The organism is Moorena sp. SIO3I6, assembly GCF_010672095.1.
This window is the reverse complement of the sequence record NZ_JAAHHU010000950.1, coordinates 1-1,896: the sequence shown is the minus strand read 5'-3', so window position 1 is coordinate 1,896 and position 1,896 is coordinate 1. Positions and strand designations below refer to the sequence as shown.

3 protein-coding genes and 1 pseudogene are annotated in these 1,896 nt (G+C 43.6%); 2 read left to right on the top strand and 2 right to left on the bottom strand.

What is annotated here, in order from left to right:
• Positions 1-291 (bottom strand): annotated as a pseudogene (locus F6K49_RS44830) (DNA-binding protein); the annotation flags it as partial.
• A gap of 32 nt (positions 292-323) precedes the next feature.
• Positions 324-539, bottom strand: a complete 216-nt coding sequence (locus F6K49_RS44825) for a hypothetical protein (RefSeq protein WP_293108509.1) — start codon at positions 537-539, stop codon at positions 324-326.
• Positions 540-788: 249 nt separating this feature from the next.
• Between F6K49_RS44825 and F6K49_RS44820 the strand changes: the two genes are divergently transcribed.
• Together F6K49_RS44820 and F6K49_RS44815 are read left to right on the top strand one after the other, a co-directional pair.
• Complete coding sequence (locus F6K49_RS44820) at positions 789-1,010, top strand: hypothetical protein (protein ID WP_075906567.1); 222 nt, start codon at positions 789-791, stop codon at positions 1,008-1,010.
• A 117-nt stretch (positions 1,011-1,127) separates the two neighbouring features.
• On the top strand, positions 1,128-1,896 hold a 769-nt coding region (locus F6K49_RS44815), incomplete at its 3' end, for an Rpn family recombination-promoting nuclease/putative transposase (RefSeq protein ID WP_293108505.1).

Genomic DNA, 1,896 nt, shown 5'->3' with positions numbered 1-1,896 from the left:
TACTGAAATCACTGGCTTCCGGTCTTTGGGACTTTTCTTCATATTCGAGCCAATGTGATTGCGATTGACATTAATCTTCGCTAAAGCCGGGGGACGACTGGTACGCCATTTGCCCTTTGGTCCACGGGTACCTTTGGTAATTTGTGGCAAATGGTTGAACAGAGGAATAATCCAGAATTTACCAGTTTTATAGGCACCTCGGACGCGACCCTTCTCTAGGAGTTGCCGCAATCGTCTAGAGGAAATTCCTAATAAAGATGCTGCTTCAGTAGTACCAACACACTTGTTCATCAGTTGACTCTCCTTTAACTATTCCTATAATACTAGTTTAATAGATAAAAGAAAAATTGGCAACTTATTTTTTTAGGGAACAGGGAATAGGGAACAGGGAACAGGGAGGAAAGTGTGGTAAAGGTGGTAAATATTGTAAGGGTGGGTAGCAAGTCAAGTGCTGTTGTTTCCACTATTAGCGACTGCGTTAATACCGGAATAGTTAAGAAATCGGGAATTGGAAGCGGCTCCAAGGTCGCATCACGCATAGTTCTCTAACAAATTAATTAATTTGTTACACAAGATTTTTCCCCACTCCACTACTCCCGATTCCCGATTCCCGATTCCCTGCTCACCTTTTGTTACAAAATTTTAAAAAATATGTTATAATTAAAGATTATTTGTGCTAGTATAAAAATACCGTGGGCGCTAAAACGCTCCACGGTAAGAGCCAGCCGAAAGTTTCTCCAGGACCACAGGCTGGCTCTAGTACCCCAGTTAAAGGATATATCTTGATTATGTCGTACTCTCAACGCCTACACCCATGGGTGGTTGTTCGGCTGTTGCCCGAAATGCAACGGGTGGTTGTTGCTCGTTTCCGGAACCGTTCTGATGCGGAAGGTCACTTGCAGGCTCTTAAACGGCTGATGCCTGATGGGAAATTTATCATTATCTTCGATATTGGTCAGCCTATAGACGGCCAGCCTATAGACGGCCAGCCTATAGACGAAGAATCTTAAGGAGCAGGGAGTGTGGGAAGTGTGGGAGACCCAGCTTCCCAGTAATCAAATTTTAGTCCGACCCCAGAAACAGCCCTGGGCGTGACTCAGTAATTAGTATTGATTCGGTAATTGTCTATGGCAAAACCTGCAGATATTGGTAGCAAACGTCTAATCAGTCTCGCGCCCAATGCCTGGGTGCAATGGGTAACGGGTAATCCCCAAGTGCGAGCATCGGAGTTACTCGATGCTGAATTTCAATGGATTAGTCGGGAAAGTGACGTAATTGTCAAAGCCTCTAGTCCTGAACATCAAGAATTTCTGATTCTCAATGAATTACAACTGCGCTATAGTCAGGCCATGCCTAACCGCATGCGCAATTATGTTGCCTTAGCTGAGGAGAAATATAACCTATCCACTTATCCAGTATTAATTAACATCTTGCCGCCCCCAGCCACCGTAACAATCGAAGACTACTACGACAGTGAATTCATGGGATTAAAGGCGCATCAAGATTATCGGGTAATTAATCTGTGGGAAGTAGATGCTGAATTAGTATTAGGACAACCATTAGCTCCCCTATTCCCATTTGTACCAATTTTAAAAGGAGGTGCTAGTGAATCTAAATTGCGCTCAGCCGTCCAGGCCCTAAGAGCAGATCAAACTTTGAACCAACTAGAACCATTGTTAGCTTTTTTCGCTAGCTTCGTCTTAGAGATACCGTTAATTCAACAAATCATGAGGTGGGATATGACAGTATTACGTGAATCACCCTGGTATCAGGAAATTTTACAAGAAGGAATCCAACAAGAACGTCTACGGAGTTTAGAGCGCATCCTTAACCTGCGATTTGGAGATATTCCTTTAGATATATCCCGGAAAATGGAAGCCTTAACTCTCCCACAAT

What these genes read in the sequence shown, in the direction of transcription:
- F6K49_RS44825 (WP_293108509.1), bottom strand. Translation starts at nt 539, where the DNA reads ATGCGTGATGCGACCTTGGAGCCGCTTCCAATTCCCGATTTCTTAACT.
- F6K49_RS44820 (WP_075906567.1), top strand. Translation starts at nt 789, where the DNA reads ATGTCGTACTCTCAACGCCTACACCCATGGGTGGTTGTTCGGCTGTTG.